At 68.8% G+C, this 22,410-nt stretch carries 19 protein-coding genes; 12 read left to right on the forward strand and 7 right to left on the reverse strand.

Features of this window, described 5'->3' with window-relative positions:
* Nucleotides 1–189 (forward strand): hypothetical protein (locus ABZ909_RS38880; protein ID WP_357010553.1); only part of this gene is annotated, 189 nt, incomplete at its 5' end.
* Between the two features lie 54 nt (nt 190–243).
* Here the strand turns inward: ABZ909_RS38880 and ABZ909_RS38885 are convergent.
* Nucleotides 244–1,491, reverse strand: coding sequence for an ROK family protein (locus ABZ909_RS38885; RefSeq protein WP_357010556.1), 1,248 nt, complete (start codon nt 1,489–1,491; stop codon nt 244–246).
* 155 nt (nt 1,492–1,646) lie between these two features.
* Here ABZ909_RS38885 and ABZ909_RS38890 point away from each other — a divergent pair, with 155 nt between their 5' ends.
* From ABZ909_RS38890 to dgoD, 8 genes are read left to right on the forward strand one after another with little or no spacing between them, the layout of a single operon-like run.
* Nucleotides 1,647–2,696: a substrate-binding domain-containing protein gene (locus ABZ909_RS38890; protein ID WP_357010559.1), complete on the forward strand. Its 1,050-nt coding sequence runs from the start codon at nt 1,647–1,649 to the stop codon at nt 2,694–2,696.
* Nucleotides 2,687–4,198, forward strand: coding sequence for a sugar ABC transporter ATP-binding protein (locus ABZ909_RS38895; protein WP_357010562.1), 1,512 nt, complete (start codon nt 2,687–2,689; stop codon nt 4,196–4,198). Before ABZ909_RS38890 ends, ABZ909_RS38895 begins: the two co-directional genes overlap by 10 nt.
* Nucleotides 4,199–4,204: 6 nt before the next feature.
* Nucleotides 4,205–5,272, forward strand: a complete 1,068-nt coding sequence (locus ABZ909_RS38900) for an ABC transporter permease (RefSeq protein ID WP_357010565.1) — start codon at nt 4,205–4,207, stop codon at nt 5,270–5,272.
* Nucleotides 5,273–5,288: 16 nt separating this feature from the next.
* Nucleotides 5,289–6,200: an SMP-30/gluconolactonase/LRE family protein gene (locus ABZ909_RS38905; protein WP_357010567.1), complete on the forward strand. Its 912-nt coding sequence runs from the start codon at nt 5,289–5,291 to the stop codon at nt 6,198–6,200.
* Nucleotides 6,190–6,858 carry a bifunctional 4-hydroxy-2-oxoglutarate aldolase/2-dehydro-3-deoxy-phosphogluconate aldolase gene (locus ABZ909_RS38910; protein WP_357010569.1) on the forward strand — a complete coding sequence of 223 codons (669 nt, stop codon included), beginning with the start codon at nt 6,190–6,192 and terminating at the stop codon, nt 6,856–6,858. Before ABZ909_RS38905 ends, ABZ909_RS38910 begins: the two co-directional genes overlap by 11 nt.
* Complete coding sequence (locus ABZ909_RS38915; RefSeq protein ID WP_357010572.1) at nt 6,855–7,808, forward strand: sugar kinase; 954 nt, start codon at nt 6,855–6,857, stop codon at nt 7,806–7,808. The genes ABZ909_RS38910 and ABZ909_RS38915 overlap by 4 nt, the downstream gene beginning before the upstream one ends.
* Before the next feature lie 17 nt (nt 7,809–7,825).
* Complete coding sequence (locus ABZ909_RS38920; protein ID WP_357010575.1) at nt 7,826–8,581, forward strand: SDR family oxidoreductase; 756 nt, start codon at nt 7,826–7,828, stop codon at nt 8,579–8,581.
* Nucleotides 8,578–9,723: a galactonate dehydratase gene (dgoD, locus tag ABZ909_RS38925; RefSeq protein ID WP_357010578.1), complete on the forward strand. Its 1,146-nt coding sequence runs from the start codon at nt 8,578–8,580 to the stop codon at nt 9,721–9,723. The genes ABZ909_RS38920 and dgoD overlap by 4 nt, the downstream gene beginning before the upstream one ends.
* A 58-nt stretch (nt 9,724–9,781) precedes the next feature.
* Here dgoD and ABZ909_RS38930 read toward each other — a convergent pair whose 3' ends face one another.
* From ABZ909_RS38930 to ABZ909_RS38950, 5 genes are all read right to left on the reverse strand, one after another.
* Entirely contained in the window at nt 9,782–10,678 is an 897-nt protein-coding gene (locus ABZ909_RS38930; RefSeq protein ID WP_357010581.1) for a CHAD domain-containing protein, read from the reverse strand.
* Complete coding sequence (pip, locus tag ABZ909_RS38935; protein WP_357010584.1) at nt 10,679–11,635, reverse strand: prolyl aminopeptidase; 957 nt, start codon at nt 11,633–11,635, stop codon at nt 10,679–10,681.
* Entirely contained in the window at nt 11,635–12,108 is a 474-nt protein-coding gene (locus ABZ909_RS38940; protein WP_357010587.1) for a hypothetical protein, read from the reverse strand. The genes pip and ABZ909_RS38940 overlap by 1 nt, the downstream gene beginning before the upstream one ends.
* 168 nt (nt 12,109–12,276) lie before the next feature.
* Nucleotides 12,277–13,149, reverse strand: a complete 873-nt coding sequence (gene panB, locus ABZ909_RS38945) for a 3-methyl-2-oxobutanoate hydroxymethyltransferase (RefSeq protein WP_357010590.1) — start codon at nt 13,147–13,149, stop codon at nt 12,277–12,279.
* 164 nt (nt 13,150–13,313) lie between these two features.
* Nucleotides 13,314–14,453: a trypsin-like peptidase domain-containing protein gene (locus ABZ909_RS38950; RefSeq protein ID WP_357010593.1), complete on the reverse strand. Its 1,140-nt coding sequence runs from the start codon at nt 14,451–14,453 to the stop codon at nt 13,314–13,316.
* Between the two features lie 321 nt (nt 14,454–14,774).
* Between ABZ909_RS38950 and ABZ909_RS38955 the strand changes: the two genes are divergently transcribed.
* From ABZ909_RS38955 to ABZ909_RS38965, 3 genes are all read left to right on the forward strand, one after another.
* Nucleotides 14,775–16,250, forward strand: a complete 1,476-nt coding sequence (locus ABZ909_RS38955; protein WP_357010693.1) for an alpha/beta hydrolase — start codon at nt 14,775–14,777, stop codon at nt 16,248–16,250.
* A gap of 73 nt (nt 16,251–16,323) precedes the next feature.
* Nucleotides 16,324–17,664 carry a type I glutamate--ammonia ligase gene (glnA, locus tag ABZ909_RS38960; RefSeq protein WP_357010596.1) on the forward strand — a complete coding sequence of 447 codons (1,341 nt, stop codon included), beginning with the start codon at nt 16,324–16,326 and terminating at the stop codon, nt 17,662–17,664.
* Between the two features lie 267 nt (nt 17,665–17,931).
* Complete coding sequence (locus ABZ909_RS38965) at nt 17,932–20,946, forward strand: bifunctional [glutamine synthetase] adenylyltransferase/[glutamine synthetase]-adenylyl-L-tyrosine phosphorylase (RefSeq protein ID WP_357010598.1); 3,015 nt, start codon at nt 17,932–17,934, stop codon at nt 20,944–20,946.
* 142 nt (nt 20,947–21,088) lie between these two features.
* Here the strand turns inward: ABZ909_RS38965 and ABZ909_RS38970 are convergent, their stop codons facing one another.
* Nucleotides 21,089–22,330: a hypothetical protein gene (locus tag ABZ909_RS38970; RefSeq protein ID WP_357010601.1), complete on the reverse strand. Its 1,242-nt coding sequence runs from the start codon at nt 22,328–22,330 to the stop codon at nt 21,089–21,091.
* Nucleotides 22,331–22,410: the final 80 nt, after the last annotated feature.

Consider the following 22,410-nt stretch of genomic DNA (forward strand, 5'->3'; position numbering starts at 1 on the left):
GGCAGACCAGCGGCTACCTCGCGCCCGAAACCCGCTGGCATGCGCGCCTTCGACACACAGACCAACCCGAAACCGGATCGGTGGATCGAGGCTAATATGTACGCGCTCACCGGAATTCATCACGATCGGCTTCAGCTGACCGTGCCGTTCGAGATCGACATCGATCTCACCGAGATCGACCATCTCTGACCATTCCTCGACCTGAGGCATGAGACGGTAACCAACGGCGGGGTGCGGCCGTGGTCAGGCCGTGGTCAGGGGCGGGGTGTCGGTTCGGCGGGCTCGGCGGGTGGCTATGGAGGTGAACGTTTCTCGGTCGGCCAGGAATCCCTCCAGGGCGAAGGTTGCCGCGCCGAGGCTGGAAGGATTGTGGGGGAGGGTGTCCAGTTCGAGGGTCACGGCCGTGAAGGGGTCGGACATGGCGTGGTGGGCGGCAGCGCGGCGGGTTGCTTCCAGCAGTGGGGTGCCGAGCTGGCGGGCGACCAGGTCGCCGAAGACCATGCGGCGGGGGTTGAAGAGGTTGACCAGGTTGGCTATGGCTACGCCCAGGTAGTGGCCGGTCTTTTCGATTACGGCGTGGGCGGTTTCGTCGCCGCGGGCGGCGGCTGTGGCGACGGCCGCGACGGTGGTGGCGTCGTCGACGGCGAGAAGGTCACTCGTGGAATCGATTTCGCGGAGGGTCGCGGCGATTCCGGGGGCGCTCACATAGGCTTCGACGCAGCCGTTGCGGCCGCAGGTGCAGGACCGGCCGTCGAGGACCAGGTTGGTGTGGCCCCATTCGCCGGCGCTGTTGGTGACGCCGCGGTAGAGCATGCCGTCGATGACGACGCCGATGCCGACGCCCGCGCGGAGGGTTACGACGATGAGGTCGTCGACATCGCGGCCGGCGCCGAACCAGAGTTGCGCTGCGGTACTGGCTTTCAGCGGGTTGTCCAGGTACAGGGGATACGGTAGCCGCTGCTCGAGCAGGGTTTTGAGCGGGACGTCGTGCCAGTGCCAGTACGGTGAGAACACCGACTTCCCGGTCTCGGGTTCGACCAGTCCGGGCACGCTCAGGCCGATGCCGAGCACCTTGCCGGCATCGCCGGCGATGACCTCGTCGATGCCCTGCACGATGAGCTCGACGATGTCGTCCGGCGTGGTCGCGGCGGAATCGACGGGGATCTCGCTCGACCGCAGCACCGACATCGCGAGGTCGAAAACGTCAACGTGGATGCTGGTTTCGGCGATATCGACGCCGATCAGCCTGCCGCGGTCGGGATTGATGGCGAGCTGGGCGCGCGGCCTTCCGATTCCCGCCGCCTCGTAGCCGAGTTCGGCGAGCACCCCCACCTCGAGCAGTTCGGCGATCATATTGCCGATCGTCGCGAACGACAGCCCGGTGGCGCGAGCGATCTCCTGCCGGCTGGTGTGCCCCGCCGCGGCGTACACCGCCTGCAGTACGCAGAACCTGTTGCGGCGCCTGATATCCCGCGCGGTCAACTGGTACACGGCCTCGCCCGCTCCTTTCGCTGCTGCCCGCGAAGATACCCGGGCTCTTCCCGAGACTACTTCTGCCAACAGTATTTACAACAGTTATCCGAAGTCCTACTGTAACCGGCATCACTACCGATGCCTACTGTGTGGCAGATCACCTAGGAGTGCTCATGTCCTGGACCCACCGACGCCGATGGACCAGCGCGCTGGTCTGCGGAGCCGCTCTGGCCCTGGCCGCGACCGCCTGCTCGTCGGGCAAGGATTCCGGCTCGAACGACACAGGCCCGCAGCACACTTCGGGCACGATCAACCTCGTCTACGCCCAGAAGCAAGGCGACCAGGAGTACTTCATCGGTGAGGCCGACGGCGCGAAGGCCAAGGCCAAGGAACTCGGCGTCGACCTGAAGGTGGTGAACCTCGGCAATGACGCCAACAAGGCGGTCACCGAGGTGCAGAACGCGGTGAACCAGAAGGCCAATGGCGTCATCGTGGTCGTCCCGGATCCCTCGGTCGGCCCGCAGGTCGCGCAGCTGACCAAGGCGGGTGGGGTCGCCCTGCTCACCTCCGACGACCAGGTCTGCACCAATGGCCCTGATCCGGCCTCCTGCAACAAGGACAATCTGGTGCCGCGCGTCGGATTCAGTGGCACGCAAATGGGAACCGAGGTCGGCACCCGCGCGGGCGAGGACTTCAAGAAGGCGGGCTGGAAGGCGGAGGACACCGCCATCGTCGACGCCTGGAAGCAGGATGTGACGGTCTGTACCGATCGGGTGAAGGCGAATCAGAAGGCCTTCAAGGACGCTTCGGGCGCGGACGTCAAGGTGATCGAGGTCGGCACCGACAACACCCCGTCGGACGCCCAGAACAAGATCTCCGCCACCGTCGCGGGCAACCGCTCGGTCAAGAACTGGATCGTCATGGGCTGCAATGACGAGAACGTCAGCGGCGGTGTCGCGGCCATCCAGAACGCGGGCTACTCCGCCGACAATGTGCTCGGCGTCGGCCTGGGCGCGTATCTGGCCTGCAAGGAATGGCGCGGCGGCAAGCCCACCGGTTTCAAGGCGGCTCTGTTCATCAATGGCAAGGACGTCGGCGCGCTGGCCGTGCAGACCATGTACGACTACCTGAGGAACGGAAAGGCCATGCCCGCCGAGGCCTTCGCTCCGACCAGGATGGTGGACGCCACCAACTGGCAGCAGGCGGGGGTCACGTGCAGTTGACGGGACTGCGGGTCTCCGGGCTCACCAAAGGTTTCGCGGGCGTGCCCGCGTTGCGCGAGGTGAGCCTGGACTTCCCCGCCGGAATGGTGACCGCGTTGATGGGGGAGAACGGCGCGGGGAAATCCACGCTCATCAAGATCCTCGGCGGTGACCATCGTCCCGACGGCGGCACCCTCGAACTCGACGGTGTGGCACTGGAATTGGCGAGTCCTGCGGCGGCGCGCACGGCGGGCATCCGGGTGATCGGCCAGGAACCGGAGATCGTGCCGCACGTCTCGGTCGCCGAGAACGTCTACCTCGGTGCACTGCCGCGCCGCGCGGGCCGGCTGCTGGATCGCGCGGCACTGCGGGCCCGCATGCGCTCCGATCTCGCCCGCCTCGGCTTCGACCGGGACCTGCATCCGGACACCGTCGGCTCGAAACTGACTGCGGCGCAAAGGCAATTGGTGGAGATCATGCGGGCGTTGACCACCGACGCCAAGGTCATCGCCTTCGACGAACCGACGTCCTCGCTGTCGGATCACGAGACCGAATCGCTGTTCGCGCTGATCGGCCGCCTGCGCGACCGCGGCCTCGCGGTGATCTACGTATCGCACCGGATGCGGGAGATCTTCCAGCTGGCCGACCGGGTCGCCGTACTGCGGGACGGCGCGCTGGTCGGCGTCCGCGACACCGCCGACACCGACGATCAGGAGATCGTGCGGATCATGGTCGGCCGCGATCTGTCGACGGTGTTCGCGCGCAAGCATTCCGAACTCGGGCGGGTGCTGCTCGAGGTGGACCACGTGACCACCGACGATGTGCGCGACGTGAGCCTGCGGGTGCGCGCGGGTGAGGTGGTGGCGCTGGCCGGGCTGGTCGGCGCGGGTCGCTCCGAGCTGGCAGGCGCGCTGGCCGGGGACCTGCCGATCCGGTCCGGGGAGGTGCGGATCGATGGCACCCGGGTGCGCCTGCGCCAGCCGCGCGACGCGGTCAGGGCCGGCATGGGTTACGCGCCCGAGGAACGCAAGGCGCAGGCACTGCTGCTGCATCGCGGTGTGCGCGACAATATTTCGCTCGCCATGCTGGATCGCCTGCGCCGCTGGCGCTTCGTGCGCCGCGGCGCGGAACGCCAACTGGCCCTGCGATACGTCGAGTCGCTGCGGGTGCGGACGCCCTCGATCGAGCAGGAGGTGCGCAAACTCTCCGGCGGCAATCAGCAGAAGGTGGTGCTGGCGCGCTGGCTGGCTCGTAAACCCAGCGTGCTCATCCTGGACGAGCCCACGCGCGGCGTCGACGTCGGCGCGAAGATCGAGATCTACCACGTCATCGAGGAATTGGCCGAGTCCGGGGTGGCGGTGCTGGTGATCTCCTCGGAACTCCCCGAAGTCCTCGGCCTCGCCGACCGCATCGTGGTCATGCAGCAGGGCCGCGTCACCGGCGAACTGGACCGCGCCGACGCCAGTGAGGAGGCCATCCTCGCCCTGGCCATGGCCGACGACCTGACCGCGCAGCGATCTTAGGAAATCATGACCGACCAACGAATCGACATGAACACGGAGGCCGCGGTTTCCGCCCCACCGCCGCCGTTCGCCCGCTACCTCGGCGGTTTGACCGCACTCACCCCGCGCCGGGTGGTCCGGTTCATCGGCACCGGCAATCTCAGCCTGATCGGCGCGCTGGTCGTGGTCGTGGCGATCTTCGCCTGGCTCAACGACGGTTACCTGGATCCGCGCAATATCGCCGGAATCGGTGACGCGGTCACGGTTTTCGGCCTGCTCGCCGTCGTGCAGACCGTGGTGATCATCTGCGGAGCCCTGGACATCTCGGTCGGCTCGCAGGCGGGTGTCGCCTCGGTCATCAGCGCCATGGCCTTCACCTCGGCAGGGAGCAACGCCTTCGCCGGGATCCTGGCCGCGATCGGTGTCGGACTGGTGCTGGGTCTGGCGAACGGCATCATCATCGTCTACGGCCGGGTCAATCCCGTCATCGCGACCCTGGCCACGCTGGCCGCGTACAAGGGTCTGGCCCAGCTGATTTCGGGCGGCAAGGCGCAGGGCTTCGTCCTCGACAACGATGTGTTCATCTTCCTGGCGCGCGGCAAGATCCTCGGGCTGCCGGTGCCGGTGATCGTCCTCGGCCTGGTCGCGCTGGGCGTGCACGTGCTGCTGAAGTACACCGACATCGGGCGCAATATCTATGCCATCGGCGGAAATGACACGGCCGCACGACTTTCCGGCATCAATATCAACAAGTACCTCATCGCGGTGTACATGCTGGCTGGCGTGGTCGCGGCCATCGCAGGCATCATCCTGACCGCCCGTACCGGATCCGGCCAGCCGGTCTCCGGTAGCGAGGGCCTCGAACTCAAGGCGATCACGGCGGCGGCGCTGGGCGGCTGCGCACTCAAGGGCGGCAAGGGCACGGTCGGCGGCACGCTGCTCGCGGTCATCCTGCTCGGCGCGCTCGACAACGGCCTGAACGTGGTGGGCGTCAATACGTTCTGGCAGAACGTCGCCCAGGGCGCGCTGCTGGTCGCAGCCGTGGTGATCCAACAGCGCCGCAGCGGCGAACGCGCCGTCGGACTGCCGACATAGCGGGCCGGAGCTCACCATGAGAACTCTCGGAGCACACGTCTGCGCACCTCCGCCCGGCCGACTGTGCGAAGGACCCGTCTGGGACCCGCGCACCGAGGAACTGCTGTGGGTGGATATCCGCGGCGGCCGCATCCACCGCGCCACCCTCGCCGCCGACACCCCCGATCTCGTTGTCCGCGCGCCGATCAGCCTCGACCCGCCGGTCAGCGCGGTGCTGCCGTGCACCTCCGGAGGGCTGCTGGCGACGGTGGGAGACACCATCTTCCGCATCGACGGCGCCGGTGCCGCCGAGCGTCCGGTCGTCACCGTGCCACTGCCGGACGACGGGGTACGCCGCCGCCTGAACGACGCGAAGGTCGACCCACGCGGCCGGCTGCTCGCGGGCACCATGGCCGAATCCGACGACGGGATCGGCAGCGCCGAGCTGTACCGCCTCGACCCCGACGGCACGCTGACCACCCTCCGCACCGGCGTGACCATCTCCAACGGCCTCGGCTGGAGCCCCGACGGCCGCACCCTCTACTACGCGGACAGCCCCACCCACCGCGTCGACGTCTTCGACTACGACCTCGACACCGGAACTCTCGGCGAGGGGAGGCCATTCGCGCACTTCCCCGACGGCGAACCGGACGGCCTGACCGTGGACGCCGACGGCAATGTCTGGATCGCCGTCTGGGGTGCGGGCCAGGTCCGCGCCTTCGACCACTCCGGCAACCTCCACACCACGGTCGAAGTCGGCCCCTCCCAGGTCTCGAGCTGCGCCTTCGCCGGACCCGACCTGGATGTTCTGGTGATAACCACCGCGGCCGAGGACCGAGCCGCACGAGAACCCCACGCGGGCCGGCTGTTTGCCTGCGTCCCCGGAGCAATCGGCCTGCCGTCGACGCCGTTCGCAGACGAGAGGCTGGTTTCCGTCGATGGCCGATGAGACACCGCGCGCGCATTGGAAGCCCGCCGGCGCAGGGGCGGATCCGACATCCGTCGACCCGCTGCGGCCGGAGATTCCGGTCATCGCGATTCTGCGTGCACCGACCGCCGACAGGTTCGCTGAGGTGACCGCGGTGCTGCACGAATCCGGTATCACCGCGGTGGAATTCACGCTGACATCCGCCGGGGCGTTGGAGGCTGTCGGTGAATGCGCGGGGTTCGCGCATCCGATCGGAGTGGGCACCGTGCTCACCGCGAAGGATGCGGCGCTCGCGGTCGAGGCGGGTGCCGCGTATCTGATCACTCCGGCGGTGATCGACGAGGTGATCGTGGAGGGCCGCCGGCTCGGTGTGCCGGTGGTCTCGGGTGCGTTCACGCCCACCGAGATTCATCGGGCGTGGACGGCGGGGAGCAGCATGGTCAAGGTCTTTCCGGCCATGGTGGGCGGGCCGGGGTACATCAAGGCTGTTCGTGCGCCGCTGCCCGATATTCCGCTGGTGCCCACCGGTGGGATCGGGCTCGGCGAGGCTCGCGCGTATCTGGATGCGGGGGCCGCGGTACTGGGGATCGGATCGCCGCTCATCGGGGACGCTTGTGCCGGTGGCGATCTCGACGCGCTGCGCGAGCGCGCGCTCGTCGTTCGGGACCAGCTGTCATGAGGGGCGGACTGGTAACGCTCGGGGAGGCGCTCGGTGTGGTGGCGGCGACCGACCCCGGTCCGCTGGCCCCCGGCGCGGCCATGCGAATGGATTTCGCCGGGGCGGAGGCCACCGTCGCCGTCGGCGTGCGACGGCTGGGGCACGAGAGCGCGTGGACCGGCATTCTGGGCGCGGACGCCGTGGGGCGCATGATCCTGGAACGGTTGCGGGCCGAACGGGTGGACGTCTCGCGCTGCCGCATCGATCCGGAGCTGCCCAGCGGGCTGATGCTGCGCGAGCGCCGCACCGCCGACCGGACCCGGGTCACCTACTACCGGCGCGGCCTGGCGGGTTCCCGCCTGTCGGTGAACGAGATCGACACCGCCCAGATCGCCGCCGCGGGTGTCCTGCACATCACGGGCATCACTCCCGCCCTCAGTGATTCGGCCCGTGCCGCAGTGGATCTGGCGGTAGGCATCGCGGCCGATGCGGGTGTCCCGATATCTCTGGACGTCAACTATCGCCGCGCACTGTGGTCGCCCGGCCGGGCCGCCGCCGAACTCACCAAGCTGACCTCGCGCGTCGACATCCTCTTCGCAGGCGCGGACGAGGCGGCCATGCTCCTGCGGACCGGGGGCTCGGAACCCCTGGTGTCGGTGGCCGAATCGCTTGCGGCCCCGGGTCCTTCGGAGGTGGTGCTCAAGCTCGGCGCCGAAGGCGCGGTGGCCTGGGCCGACGGGGTCCTGCTGCGGGAGGAGGCGGTGCCGGTGACCGCGGTCGATCCCATCGGCGCCGGGGACGCGTTCGTCGCCGGATACCTCGCCGGGCTGCTGGACGGCGGATCCGTCTCGGAGCGTTTGCGATTGGCGTCCCTCTGCGGTGCGTTCGCGGTCTCGGTACCGGGGGATTGGGCGGGGCTGCCCTATCGGGACGAGCTCGGGCTACTCGATGGAGCCGATGTTCAGCGATGAGGACGAAGGGGAAGAGCATGTGTCGTCTGGCGGACCGGGTCGCGGTCGTCACCGGGGCGGCCTCCGGGATCGGGGCGGCCACGGCGCGGCGGCTGGCGGCCGAGGGGGCGGCGGTGGTCGTCGCGGATATCGATCAGGTCGGTGGGCGTGAGGTGGCGGAGAAGATTCGGGCGATGGGGGCGCAGGCCGAATTCCAGTGGTGCGATGTCACGGTCGAGGAGTCGTGGGACGCGCTGCGGGCGCGGGTGAACGATCGGTTCGGGCCCTTGGATTTCCTGTGCAGCAATGCTTCTCGGCAGGCGATCGTTCCCGCGCACGAGCTGAGCAGGCGGCAGTGGGATGACGGGCTCGCGGTCAATCTGACGCCGCTGTTCCTGGGCGTGCGGGCGTTCATCGATGATCTGCGTGCCCGGCGCGGCAATGTGGTCGCGGTGTCCAGCGTGCATGCCCAGTTCGGGCTGCCAGGGTATCCGGTCTATGCCGCGGCCAAAGGCGGGCTGACCGCCCTGGTGCGGCAGCTGGCGGTCGAGTACGGGCGGGACCGGGTGCGGGTGAACGCCGTGCTGCCCGGGCCCATCCTGACGCCCGTGTGGGACGACGTGGATGCGGAAGGGCGGGAATTATCTGCTCGGGCAACGGTTCTGGACCGGCTGGGCGCGCCGGAGGAGGTGGCGGCCGCGGTCGCCTTCCTCGCCTCCGACGACGCCTCCTTCATCACCGGCGCGAACCTGGTCGTCGACGGTGGCTGGAGCGTGCGAAAGGAATCCCGGTGAAGATCACCGCACTCACCACCTACCTGGTCGCGCCGCGCTGGTGCTTCCTGCGCATCGACACCGACGAAGGCATCACCGGCTGGGGCGAGCCCGTGATCGAGGGCCGCGCGCACACCGTGGCCGCCGCCGTCGAAGAACTCTCCGACTACCTCGTCGGCAAGGACCCGATGAGCATCGAGGCACATTGGCAGACGCTCACCAAGGGTGGCTTCTACCGCGGCGGACCCATCCTGTCGAGCGCGGTCGCGGGCATCGACCAGGCCCTGTGGGACATCACCGGGAAGGCGCTCGGCGTACCGGTGTGGCAGTTGCTCGGCGGTGCGGTGCGCGACCGGATCCGCGTCTACAGCTGGATCGGCGGCGACCGCCCCGACGCTGTCGCGGCCACCGCGCTGGAGCGAAAGGCCCAGGGCTTCACCGCGATCAAGATGAACGCATCGGCCGAACTGGAGCCGATCGATACGCCCCGCGCGACCCTGGACATCGTCGACCGGGTGGCCGCCGTGCGGGAGGCGACCGGCGACGACTTCGATATCGCCGTCGACTTCCACGGGCGCCTGTCCGTCGCCATGGCACGGCGCGTGTTGCCTCTGCTCGAGCCGTACCTGCCGTTCTTCGTCGAGGAACCGCTGGTGCCGGAGGCCGGTGACCGCCTCTGCGAGATCACGAGCGGCACAAGCATTCCCATCGCGACCGGCGAGCGGCTGTATTCGCGGTGGGACTTCCTCCCGGTGCTGGATCGCGGTGTGGCCGTGGTGCAGCCGGACCTGTCCCACGCGGGCGGCATCTCCGAGGTCCGGCGCATCGCCGCGCTGGCTGAGGCCCGCGATGTCACCCTGGCCCCGCACTGCCCGCTCGGTCCGATCGCCCTCGCCGCCTGCCTGCAGGTCGGCTTCGCCACCCCGAATCTGCTCATCCAGGAGCAGAGTCTGGGCATCCACTACAACACGGGCTCCGATCTGCTCGACTATCTGATCGACCCAACGGTTTTCGACTACCGCGACGGCCATGTCGGCCTGTTGCGCGAACCCGGCCTCGGCATCCGCATCGACGACCGTGCCGTGGCCCGCGCCGCCGAAACCGGCCACCGCTGGCGCAATCCGATCTGGCACCGCAGGGACGGTTCGCTCGCCGAATGGTGAATCACCGGGCCACGGTGACCCGGCGAGCATTCGCATCAACCGGCCTGCCGGGCGCTGGTCAACCGAGGGGCTGGTCGCGCAGGAACTCGATCGCGTCCGGGTATTCCTCGAGCGCCTTGGTGGCCGCCGCCTCCTCGGCATCGCAGAGCCGCTGATAGCCGGACTCGCCGGCCTCGGAGGAGTAGGTGCGCAACGTCTGCAGGGCCTCCACGGCGTCCCGGTGATCGCCGAGCACACCCTGCAGGCGTTTGGCCTTCCTGCCGAGCTCCTCGGCGGGCTTGCCGAGCACCTCGGTGGCGGCCTCGGCCGAGTATCGTAATCGCTTGGCGGCCTTACGAATATTGTGCAGATGCTCGACGCGTGCCTCCCCGGACAGGCCGGGCTCGGTGCGCACCAGGCGGCGCAGTTCCCGGAAGTCGTGGCGCAGCACGCCGGCGAAGACCGGTTCGGCCGGCTCGTCGGCGTGCGAGGCGCGCAGCGGCGGGTCGGCGATCAGCCCGTGCAGGCGCTTCACCAGGCTGCGGTAGCGGCGGCTGTCGAAGGCCTCTACCACCGCCCGGTGCGCCCCGGCGTAGAACCGGCGCTCTTCGTCGACCAGTCGCTGGCCGAAATCCCTTCGCGGAGCGGAATTCTCACCCAGCGGCACGGTCTGCTCGTCGAACGGCACCCCGGTGTCGCCGAGCAGCGCGGCGAACCGGTCGGCCCGCACCTCGGCGTCCCGCGCCACCCCGAGCAGTCCGGCCAGCCATCGCAATTCGTCGGTGATCTCACCGACCGGCTTGCGGCGCAGCACCCGGCGGTAGGACTTGAGGACGCTGCGCAGTCGCCGGGTGGCCACCCGCATCTTGTGCACCGAATCCGGAAGGTCCTGGCGCACATCGGGTTCGGCGGTACACAGCCGGTCCACATCGGCGGCTACGGCGTCGATCAATGCGGGACCGGCTGTGGTACTCATCTACATCCTGTATTTGTCCGTGGCCTCCACCAGATGGTGGGTGATGCCGGGTTCGAGAGCGGCGTGGCCGGCGTCGGGCACCAGGTGTAATTCCGAACCGGGCCAGGCCCGGTGGAGATCCCAGGCGCTGGTGGCCGGGCACACCACGTCGTGGCGGCCCTGCACGATGACGCCCGGAATGTGGGCGATGCGCCCGATGTCGCGCAGCAGTTGCCCTTCGTCGAGGAAGCCGTGATTGACGAAGTAGTGGTTCTCGATGCGCGCGAAGGCCAGCGCGAAGCGCGGATCGGCGCTTTCGGCGACCCGATCCGGTTGGGGCAGCAGGGAACTCGTGGCACCCTCCCAGGTGGACCACGCGACGGCCGCGTCGGTGGCAAGGGCGGCATCGGGGGAGTGCAGCAGGCGGTGGTAGACCTCGATCAGATCCTGCCCGCGTTCGGCTTCCGGCACCGGCGCCAGGAACTTCTCCCACTCATCGGGGTACACGTACCCCGCGGAGCCATTGTAGTACCAATCGATTTCCTTGCGCCGCAACAGGAATATCCCGCGCAGCACCAGTTCGGTGACCCGGTCCGGATGGGCCTGGGCGTAGCTCAGGGCCAGCGTCGAACCCCAGGATCCGCCGAACACCAGCCACTGCTCGACACCGAGATGCGTTCGCAGCCTTTCGATATCGGCGACCAGATGCCAGGTGGTGTTGTGCTCGAGGCTCGCCCCGTCCGCGATGTGCGGCGTGGACCGGCCGCAACCCCGCTGATCGACCAGGATGATGCGGTACGCCTCGGGATCGAAGAACTGCCGGTGATACGGCGACGTGCCGCCGCCGGGGCCGCCGTGCAGGAAGACCGCCGGCTTGCCGTCCGGATTCCCGCTGACCTCGTAGTAGAGCCGCTGACCGTCACCGACGTCCAGCATGCCCTGCTCGTAGGGCTCGATCGGCGGGTACAGGGTGCGCATCAGCCGGCCGCCAGGCCCGAGGCCAGGTCCGGGATCTCGATCGCGGAGAGGGCCTGATCGCGCACATCCGGACAGGCCTTGGTGGTGACCTGGTCGACCAGGCCCCGATTGCTCGGCAACTGCAGCAGGAAGCCGTTCTGGGTCGCCCACTGGATCACGGTCGCGTTCAGCGAGATCTTGTCCATGGTCGGCGTCTGCACCCGCCAGTCCGACAGCTGCGGTCGAATCAGGTCGCACAGCTGCTTGGCCGCCGCGTCGGAGACGGCCACCCCCGAGCCGCTGCCCGCCGACGTGGTCGGTCCGCCCGTGGTGGTCGGCTTGCCCGGCGTCGAGGAGAGCGGCGAGGAGGAGCCCTGCGGCTGCGTCGATCCCGTTGAGGAGTTACCCCCGCAGGCCGCGGTCAATGCGACGGCGGCCACCGCCGCAACCAGTAGCGGCGCCCGCCGAATCCAGCGACTCGTTCCACGATCCATGAACTTCCCTTTGGTCGATCCAGCTCGTTGGCTTCCGAGTCTGCCACCAAAAGTTCGCTGTGGACCGAGATGATCGGCAGCGAATAGATGTCGATAGCCAATTGCTATGAATAAAACGCCCCCGCGATCCTCGCGGGGGCGTCCTCGATCACCGCGCGGCCGGGCGGCTCAGTAGCTGTGCTCCGGACCCGGGAACACGCCGCGCCGCACCTCATCGGCGTAAGTGGCTGCGGCGGTGCGCAATTGACCGCCCACATCCGCGAACTGCTTGACGAACTTGGCGGTCTTGCCGCCGGTGTAGCCGACCATGTCCTGCCATACCAGCACCTGCGCATCGCATTCCGCGCCGGCGCCGATGCCGACGGTCGGAATGGTCAGCTTGCGGGTGACCTGCCCGGCCAGCTCGGCGGGCACCATCTCCATGACCACCGAGAAGGCCCCGGCCTCCTGCACGGCAATGGCGTCGGCGATGAGCTGCTCGGCCCCGTCGCCGCGACCCTGTACCCGGAACCCGCCCAGGGTGTTGACGCTCTGCGGGGTGAACCCGATGTGCGCCATCACCGGAATGCCGGCGGCGGTCAGCTTGTGGATGGTGTCGGCCACCCGCTCGCCGCCCTCCAGCTTCACCGCGTGCGCGCCGCCCTCCTTCATGAAGCGGACGGCCGTGGCGAGGGCCTGTTCGGGGGAGGACTCGTAGCTGCCGAACGGCAGATCCGCCACCACCAGTGCGTGCGGCGCACCGCGCACCACGCCGCGCACCAGCGGGATGAGCTCGTCGACGGTGATCGCGACCGTGGTGTCGTAGCCGTACACCACATTGGCGGCCGAATCGCCGACCAGCAGGACCGGAATCTCGGCCTCTTCGAAGAGCCGGGCGGTGGAGTAGTCGTACGCGGTGAGCATGGACCAGCGCTCACCGGCCTGCTTCATCTGCTGCAGGTGCTGCACTCGCGTCTTCCGCCGGCGCTCCGCCTCCCCGCGCTTGGGAGTTTTCGGTGCCGCAGACCCGTACACAGGGGTTTCCGCATCGGATACGGACATCATCGTCCCTTTCGTCGTTCCTCGAGGCCCATGACCGGGTCCCCGGGTTGTTCTGACGAATGTCAGTCTGCCATTCCGGCCGCTCCCGCCAGGGATGCAATTCCTCACACCGCGCGCAGAAGAGAGGCGAGGGGTGCACCCTCGCCTCTCTTCCCCGCTACTGGCTAGCCGATCGGGCCCTTGCCCAATTGGACTTGGGCCGACTGGGACTGGCCGGTCTGGTCGGTCCACTTCAGCGTGACGGTGTCACCCGGGTGGTGCTGATCCATGGTCGAGGTGAGGTCGTTGGCCGAGGTGACCGCGTGGTCGTCGACGCCGGTGATGATGTCGCGGGCCTCGAGACCGAGCTGGTCCGCCGGGCCGCCCTGGACCACGCCCCGGATCTCCGCGCCGCCGGTGACCGAGCTGACCGAGACGCCGATGAACGCGGTGTCGCCGATGTGCACGCGATCCGAGGCCTGGCCGGCCTGGATCTGCTTGGCCACCGACAGCGCCTTGTTGATCGGGATGGCGAAGCCCTCACCGCCGCCGATGCTGAAGCGGAAGCCCTTGGAGGCGGCGGTGTCCATGCCGATGACCTGTCCGGCCGCGTCGACCAGCGGCCCGCCCGAATCCCCGGGCTCGATATTGGCGGCGACCTGGATGAGCCCGGTCAGCTGCTCCGAGGTGCCGGTGGAGTCGTCGCTGGCGGTGATGGCCCGGTTGAGGGAGGTCACCTTGCCTGCGGCCGCGGTGGGCGTGCCGCGTCCACCCGCATTGCCGACCCCGGCCACCGCGTCGCCGACCGCCACCTTGTCCGAATCGCCGAGCGGCGCGGTCTGCAAACCGGACGCACCGGTCAGTTTGATGACCGCCATGTCCTCACTGCGGTCGAAGCCGACCACGGTGGCGCCGTAGGTCCGGCCATTGCCCAGATCGGTGACCGAGATCTTGGTCGCGCCCTCGACCACATGGTTGTTGGTGAGCACGTAGCCGTCCGAACTGAGCACGATGCCGGTGCCGGCGCCCTCACCGTTCTGCAGCCCGAACTCGGTGTTCACGTCAACGATGCCCGGCACCACGCCCTGCACGGCGGAGTCCAGATCGGCCGGGGGTGTGGTGAAGTCGATCGGCTGGCTCCGGGTGACGCCGCCCGGCGACTGCACGATCGGATTCCCCGGTAGCGTAGAGGGGCCGCAGGCCACCAGGCCCAGGGTGGCGGCCAGTGCCACTGCCGCGGCGGCCGCGGCGCGGATGGTGCGTGAACGCAATGAACCGGAACCGGCCGCGGCGGACCGATTCGGCGAATGTGGTTGCACGGTCATGACATCCCTCATAGGTAGAGCCCCCAGGTCACTTCCCATTAAGCATGCCGTTTCTGAGAGCGGGCTGGGGACTTACCGTGTGAACGCCCACGTACTCGGTGGTCTCGGCTCCGAACCTCTACCGTTGCCGAATCCGTGCCATGCGTGGCGTTTCGCACAGCGGTGGCGGGCGCGATGTACACAGCGGTGGCGGCCGCAATGTAAACGGAGAGATATATGGACCGGACGAGGGGTGCGAGGGTGATTTCGGCGGGATGGCACGATCGTGGGATGGCGTTGATGCGAACCGGCCGGGTCGTGCTCCTGGTGACGGCGTTGGCGATGACCGCGGCTGCGTGCACCAGCGTGGTGAACGGCAAGCCCACCTCGAGCACACCGGTGGGGATGGATTCCTTCTACAACCAGACTCTGACCTGGGGCAGCTGTGCCGATTACAGCGAAGACGAGATGCCCAAGAACGCCGAGTGCACGCGGGTGACGGTGCCGGTCGACTACGCCAATCCCAATGGGGCGACCGCCAAGATCGCGATCTCGCGAGTCCGGGCCACCGGCAACAAGATCGGCTCGCTGCTGCTCAACCCGGGCGGTCCCGGCGTGACCGGATTGAACATGGTCACCCTCGGTGACAGCACCCAGCTGGCCGAACGGTTCGACCGGATCGGCTTCGATCCGCGTGGCATCGGCGCGTCGCAGCCCGCCATCAGGTGCATGACCGCGGCCGAGGACGACGCCCAGCGCGCCGAGCCCAACAAGGACAACTCGCCCGCGGGTATCGCGGCCGCGGAGGCCGAGAACAAGGACTTCGCCAACAAGTGCGTCGATCGCACCGGCAAGGACTTCCTGGCCCACGTCGGCACCCGGGAAGTCGTGCAGGACATGGACGTGATCCGCGGAGCGCTGGGCGATCAGAAGCTGACCTACCTGGGCTACTCCTATGGCACCCGCCTCGGTTACGCCTACGCCGAGAAGTTCCCCGACCACGTGCGCGCGCTGGTGCTCGACGGCGCGCTGGATCCCGAGCAGGATCCGGTCAAGGAGTCGGTGGCGCAGGCAGCCAGCTTCCAGAAGGCCTTCGACGCCTACACCGCGGACTGCGCGGCCAAGGAGAAGACCAACTGCCCGCTCGGCGATGACCCGGGGCAGGCCACCAAGAAGTTCCGCGCGCTGGTGGATCCGCTGTGGGACAAGCCGGTTCCCACCCAGGACCCGCGCGGCCTGCACTACGGCGACGCCATTACCGGTGTGCAGCAGACTCTCTACTCCAACCGCCTGTGGCCCGCGCTCACCAAGGGCCTGCGTGAACTGGCCCAGGGCAGCGGTGACACGCTGCTCGCCCTCGCCGACATGTACGACGGCCGCCACGACGACGGCACCTACGACAACAGTTCCGACGCGTTCAATGCCATTCGCTGTGTCGACGACCCGGCCATTACCGACCGGTCCGTCGCTGCCAAGCAGGACGCCGACTATCGACGCGTCGCCCCCTTCCTCGACGACGGCCACGGCGGCAATGCCGCGCCGCTGGAACTGTGCGCCATCTGGCCCGTCCCGAATACGAGCGCGCCCCACAAGCTTTCGATCCAGGGACTGCCGAAGACCGTGGTGATCTCCACGACCGAGGACCCGGCCACCCCGTACCAGGCCGGCGTCGATCTGGCGCAGCAGCTCAGCGCGTCGCTGATCACCTACAAGGGCACCCGACACACCGTGTCGCTCTCCGGAGTTCAGTGCGTCGACGACCCGGTGATTTCGTATCTCGTTGATCTGAAAGAGCCTGCGGCGGGCCTCACGTGTTGAGTGGGCACGACTCGCCGCGCCTCCTGACGTTCATGTAACACGGATTTAACTCCAGGACCCTACGCTCGCGGTCATGGACCGTCAGAAGGAATTCGTGCTCCGGACGCTCGAAGAACGGGATATCCGATTCGTGCGACTGTGGTTCACCGATGTCCTGGGTTATCTCAAGTCTGTCGCGATCGCGCCCGCCGAGCTGGAGGGCGCTTTCGAGGAAGGCATCGGATTCGACGGTTCGGCCATCGAGGGGTTTGCCCGGGTCTCCGAGGCGGACATGGTGGCCAAGCCGGATCCGTCCACCTTCCAGGTGCTGCCGTGGTCCACGTCGAAGGGGCACCAGCACTCGGCGCGCATGTTCTGCGATATCGCCATGCCGGATGGTTCGCCGTCCTGGGCCGATCCCCGGCACGTGCTGCGCCGCCAGCTGAACAAGGCCGGTGACCTGGGCTTCAGCTGCTACGTGCACCCCGAGATCGAGTTCTTTCTGCTGAAGCCGGGCCCGCACGACGGTTCGATGCCGGTTCCGGCCGACAATGGCGGCTTCTTCGACCAGGCCGTGCACGACGAGGCCCCGAACTTCCGCCGTCACGCCATCGACTCGCTGGAATCCATGGGCATCTCCGTGGAATTCAGCCACCACGAGGGCGCGCCGGGCCAGCAGGAGATCGACCTGCGCTACGCGGACGCGCTGTCCATGGCCGACAACGTCATGACCTTCCGCTACCTGATCAAGGAAGTGGCCATCGACGAGGGCGTGCGGGCCAGCTTCATGCCCAAGCCGTTCGCCGACCACCCCGGTTCGGCCATGCACACCCACATGTCGCTGTTCGAGGGTGAGCAGAACGCCTTCGCCGATCCGGACGACCCGGACAACCTGTCGGAGACCGCGCGTGCGTTCATCGCGGGCATTCTCGAGCATGCGCACGAGATCTCCGCGGTCACCAACCAGTGGGTGAACTCCTACAAGCGCCTGATCCACGGCGGCGAGGCGCCGACGGCCGCCTCCTGGGGCCGGTCGAATCGCTCTGCGCTGGTGCGGGTTCCGATGTACACGCCGAACAAGTCGGCCTCGCGCCGGGTCGAGATCCGCAGCCCTGACAGCGCCTGCAACCCGTACCTGGCGTTCGCGGTGCTGCTGGCCGCGGGCCTGCGCGGCATCGAGAAGGGCTACACGCTGCCGCCGGAGGCCGAGGACGACGTGTGGTCGCTGACCAGCGCCGAGCGTCGCGCCATGGGCTTCCGTGAACTGCCGGCGTCGCTGGACGAGGCGCTCAAGGCCATGGAGAAGTCCGAGCTGGTCGCCGAGACGCTGGGCGAGCACGTCTTCGACTTCTTCTTGCGCAACAAGCGCCGCGAGTGGGCGGGCTACCGCGCCCAGGTGACGCCGTACGAGCTGAAGGAATACCTCGGGCTGTGATATTTTGCCCTTCGCTTCGCTCCGGGCGGTTCGCGGCCTAGGCGCAGGTCTATGGAGCCGGAACCTCGGCCTTCCCTCCTCCGCTCCCCCGCTTCGCTCCGCCGGTCCAGGCCGAGGCGGGCCGCGAACTCTGGGGTAGTGCTCTCGGGATTTTCGGAACCGGGGTGGGTGCATTCAGGAGTCGAACCAGCTGCGAGCGGGCAACGATGTCCCGTTTGGGAGGGATGGGCAGCACGTCCGAACAGCGTGCCATGTAATTTGAAGGGCATGGTTCGGCCACCGACTGCTCGCTCCGCTGTCCCCGGTGTCGGACGGCTCGGTCTGCTCGAGCCGTCGGCTGCCGACTCTCTGCGAGAGTTGGCATGGGACAACGTGGACAGCGTGCCACTGCTGTGGGCGCTGTCGCGGTCCCCCGACGCCGATCTGGCGCTGCTGACGCTCATCCGGCTGCGTGAGCAACTCGGGAGCGGTTGGGCCGCATTGGATTACGAGCTGCGCCGGGACACCGCGCTGCGCGGGCGGCTGCTGGCCCTCATCGGCTCGTCGAGCGCCTTCGCCGATCACCTGGTGGCGGATCCGGGCTCCTGGCAGCTGCTGAAGCGGAAGACGCTGCCCGATCGCGCGGAGCTGCTCGCGGATCTGCTGGACGCCGTGCGCGCCACCGCGGAGACCGGGGCGAACGCGGGGCCCATGATGCACCGGGCGGGCGTGGCCGGGCCGGAGGCGATCGCCTTGCTGCGCAAGCGGTATCGCGATCAGCTCATGCTGCTGGCCGCCATCGATCTGGCCGCCACCGTGGAGAACGAGCCGGTGCTGCCGTACCAGCAGGTCGGTCAGCACCTCACCGATCTGGCCGACGCGGCGCTCACCGCGGCGCTGTCGGTGGCGATCGCCCGGGTGTGCCCCGACCGGGAGACGCCGGTCCGGCTGGCCGTCATCGCTATGGGCAAATGCGGTGCGCGGGAACTGAATTACGTCTCCGACGTGGATGTCATCTTCGTCGCCGAACCGGCCGACACCACCGCCACCCGCCTCGCCGCCGAGATGATGAGCGTGGGCAGCGCGGCCTTCTTCGAGATCGACGCGGCGCTGCGGCCGGAGGGCAAGGCCGGCGCGCTGGTGCGCACCCTGGACTCGCACATCGCCTACTACAAGCGGTGGGCGCGCACCTGGGAATTCCAGGCGCTGCTCAAGATGCGGCCCGCCAGCGGCGATCTCGCACTCGGCGCCGCCTATCGCGACGCGCTGATGCCCATGGTGTGGGCGGCGTCCGAGCGACCGGACTTCGTGGCGGACGTCCAGGCCATGCGGCGGCGCGTCGAGGACCTGGTGCCCGCGGACCTGCGCGAACGCGAACTGAAACTGGGCCACGGCAGTCTGCGCGACGTCGAATTCGCCGTTCAGCTGCTGCAATTGGTGCACGGCAAGGCCGACGAATCGCTGCACGTGCAGGGCACCGTGGAGGCGCTGACCGCGCTGGCCGCGGGCGGCTACGTGGGCCGCGACGACGCCGCCAACCTGACCGCCTCCTACGAATTCCTGCGGCTGCTCGAACACCGCTTGCAGCTGCAGCGACTCAAGCGCACCCACACCCTGCCCGCCCCCGAGGACGAGGAGGGCATCCGCTGGCTGGCCCGCGCCGCGCACATGCGGCCCGACGGACGGCAGGACGCGGTCGGGGTGCTCACCAGCGAGATCAAGCGCAATGCGGTGCGGGTGCGGCGGCTGCACGCCAAACTGTTCTACCGGCCGCTACTGGAATCGGTTGCGCGCCTGGACGCGGACAAACTGCGACTCAGCCCCGAGGCGGCGGTGCGGCAGCTGGCGGCGCTGGGCTATGTGGCGCCGGAGAACGCGCTCGGGCATCTGAAGGCGCTGACCGGGGAGGTCGGGCGCAAGGGACGGATCCAGGCGCTGCTGCTGCCGACCCTGCTCGAATGGCTCGGTGAGACACCGAATCCCGACGCGGGCCTGCTGGCCTATCGGCGGGTGTCGGAGGGTCTCGACAACGAGATCTGGTTCCTGCGCGAACTGCGTGACGAGGGTGCCATCGCGCAGCGGCTGATGATCGTGCTCGGGTCCTCGGCGTACCTGCCGGATCTGCTGATCAATGCGCCCGAGACCATTCGCATGTACGCCGACGGGCCGGACGGGCCGCTGCTGCTGGCCACCAAGCCCTCGGATGTGGCGCGCGGAATCCTGCCCGGCGCAAGGCGTTACGACGATCCGAGGCGGGCTGTGGCGACCGCGCGCTCGCTGCGACGGCACGAGCTGGCCCGTGTGGCCTCGGCGGATGTGCTGGGCATGCTCGATGTCCCGCAGGTGTGCGAGGCGCTGTCCTCGGTGTGGATCGCTACCCTGGAGGCGGCCCTGCAGGCCGTGATCCGGGCCAGTGAGGCCGAACTTGGCAGGCCCGCGCCCGCCGACTTCGCCGTCATCGGCATGGGCCGGCTGGGCGGGATGGAACTCGGCTACGGCTCCGACGCCGACGTGCTGTTCGTGTGCGATCCGCGGCCCGGCGAGGACGAGACCGTCGCGGTGAAATGGGCGATCAGTGTCGCCGAACAGGTGCAGCGGCTGCTCGGCGCGCCGAGCACCGACCCGCCGCTCCAGGTCGACGCCGGGCTGCGGCCCGAAGGCCGCAACGGTGCGCTGGTCCGCACGCTCGCCGCCTACTCCGCCTATTACGCGCAGTGGGCGCAGCCGTGGGAGGTACAGGCCCTGCTGCGCGCCCATCAGGTCGCCGGTGACCGCGAACTCGGAATCCGCTTCCTGCGCACCGTGGATCCCATCCGCTACCCCGAGGGCGGCATGTCCCCCGAGGGCGTCCGCGAGATCCGCCGCATCAAGGCCCGCGTCGACTCCGAACGCCTGCCGCGCGGGGCAAATCCCGCCACCCACACCAAACTGGGCCGCGGCGGCCTCGCCGACATCGAATGGACCGTCCAGCTCCTGCAGCTCCTGCACGCCCACGAGGTCCCCGAACTTCACAACACCTCCACGCTCGAATCCCTCGACGCCATCGAGCGCGCCGAACTGATCGACACCGCCGACGCCGCCCTCCTCCGCGACGCCTGGCTCACCGCCACCAAGGCCCGCAACGCCCTGGTCCTGGTCCGCGGCAAACCCGCCGACCAACTCCCCGGGCCCGGCACCCTCCTCTCCGCCGTAGCCCGAGTCGCCGGCTGGCCCAACGACGACGGCAGCGAATTCCTCGACCACTACATGCGCGTCACCCGCCGCGCCAAAACAGTCGTGGAACGGGTCTTCGGCGGCGAATAGGAGCCCCGCGGTGAGGTCCCTCTCCGTCTGCCGGGGAACAGGCGGGTCGCGGCGGAGGGCCTTTTCGAGGCCGCCGGCGTACCGCGCGATGCGGCCGCGGAAACGCTCCATCGCTGGGTCGCGGCGCTCGTTCGGCCGGGGATCAGCCGGAGCCGTCGCTGTTCGGTTGCACGAGATCGTTTCGGGCTGCGGGGAATTCGGCGCCGATTGTCGGTGGGACATGGGGGAGTGGGGTGCCGAGGAGTTCGTCCTGGCGGTCGCGGATGAGCCAGGGCGGGGTGCGGTGGGATGAATCGGGGTCGGCGGTGGGGCGGCCGCCGGGGGCGATCATGCCGGCGGGCGATGCCGAGGCGGGTGGGCCGAAGTTGTTGGGGGAGTTGGATTGTCGCGGTTGAGTGAGAGGTTCGGGATTGGGCGGACCGGGGAAGCTCCGGCCCGGGTCGGGGGTGGCGGGGATGGGGGCGGGGGAGTACGGGAGAGTCGGGCGGCCGCCGGAGTTCGGGGTGAACGGGGACGTGGGTGGTGTGGTGGTGGGCTTGGTTTCGATATCGGTCGGCCGAAGGGCGGTCGAAGGGTGATCGCCGTGGGCTCGACGGTCCGGATTCCGGTATTCGAGGTCTTGGGTATCGGCTTGGGAGCCGGATCGCGGAGTGTGCAGGGCACCGGCCGGATCGGTTGCCTCGGCCGTGGCGTCGGGAGACCGACGCTCGGGCTCGTGAGTTCCGCCGGGGCCGTTCCCGGCATCCGCGAGCGGGTTGGTGGGCCGGCCTGCGCCCGGGGCGGAATCGGGTGTGCCGCTGAAGTCTTCGGATGCGGTGTCGCCGGGGGATCTGAGTGCGAAGAACGCGGGGACGGCCGCGCCGGCGGGTGGGTAGATCGGGACGTAATTGGCGTCCAGGGCGGCGAGGGCGAGGTGGTACTGCTCGCCTCCGGAGCCGGCGGGGCCGTCGGGTACGGGTGGTGGCACGGTTTTCCGGACGGCTTCGGCGCCATAGGCGGCGGCGATCACACGGTGGCCGGTGCTGTGGGCGATTGCGGCGACATCGGTGGCGTCGCGGACGAATTGGCGGGCTGCGGTCTCGGCGGCGTCGGCGAGGTGGCCGGACATGGCGTCGGCGAGGGTGGTCTGGACGGTGGCGTGCAGGGTGCTCAGGGCGCCGAACATGCTGTCGGCGATGCGCACCCAGATCTGGGCGGCGGCGTGCATGTCGCCGGGGTTCATGGCCTGGACGCGGGCGTGGATCTGCGCGTGCGAGAACCGGGGGAAATGCTCCAGTCGCCGGATGTAATCCGGGTCGAGTCCGCGCCCGGCGATGCGCGATTGCTCGTGTTCGGCGCCCGATTGACTCAATCGGGCCCTGCGCCGCAAGGCTTCCGGTTCCATCGACGTCCTCCCATCGTCCGGCGTGTCCTCACTTGGACGCCGGGGGTGGGGCGCGGGTTCCGTACCCCACCGTGTCGGGG

It is taken from the genome of Nocardia sp. NPDC046763 (genome assembly GCF_040645495.1).
Classification (GTDB): domain Bacteria; phylum Actinomycetota; class Actinomycetes; order Mycobacteriales; family Mycobacteriaceae; genus Nocardia.